We start from the raw sequence: 707 nt of genomic DNA on the forward strand, positions 1-707 counted from the left end.
GGCGCACTGCTTATTTTGGGATTGTCACAAGCAGAGGTCAAGGCCCAGCAGGAACCATTGTACACTCAATACATGTTTAATACCGTTTCTGTGAATCCGGCATATGCTGGTACCCGAAATGCGATGAATGTATTATTATTGTCCCGTTTACAATGGGCAGGTTTAGATGGTGCGCCGCGTACGTATAATTTAACGATGCATACACCATTAAATAATTATAAAATGGGCCTGGGTTTTTCAATCGTGAAAGATACCTACGGACCAGTTGATAATACATACTTCAATTTCAACTACGCCTATCGGGTAAATGTTTCAGAAAATATGATTCTGTCCATGGGTATTAAAGGAGGAATCTATAACTATTATGTTGGATTAAATGATGTGTTTGTACAAAATGGTAGCGATGCTTCTTTTAGTGGTAATTACGATAAAAAATTACAACCTAATGCGGGTATGGGATTATATCTGTATAGCAATAAATGGTATGCAGGATTTTCTATTCCAAAATTAATACAAACAGATTTGTCTGGTGACCAAATGACAACCAGTAATGTATCAGATCTTCGTCGTCACTATTTTGTAATGGCAGGATATGTATTTGATTTAAGCAGTGATTTAAAGTTTAAACCATCTTTTATCAATAAAGTAGTAGAAGGTGCACCGCCATCAACAGATATTACTGGTCAGTTTTTGTATAAAAATGCTTA

Annotated in this window: 1 protein-coding gene; it reads left to right on the forward strand. The window is 36.1% G+C overall.

Translation table 11 applies throughout. The features are described from left to right. Positions 1–707, forward strand: a 707-nt coding sequence (locus OM075_RS26655) for a PorP/SprF family type IX secretion system membrane protein (RefSeq protein ID WP_301193347.1), incomplete at both ends; no start/stop codon positions are given.

The sequence above is a fragment of the Plebeiibacterium sediminum genome (genome assembly GCF_026013605.1).
GTDB lineage: Bacteria > Bacteroidota > Bacteroidia > Bacteroidales > Marinilabiliaceae > Saccharicrinis > Saccharicrinis sediminus.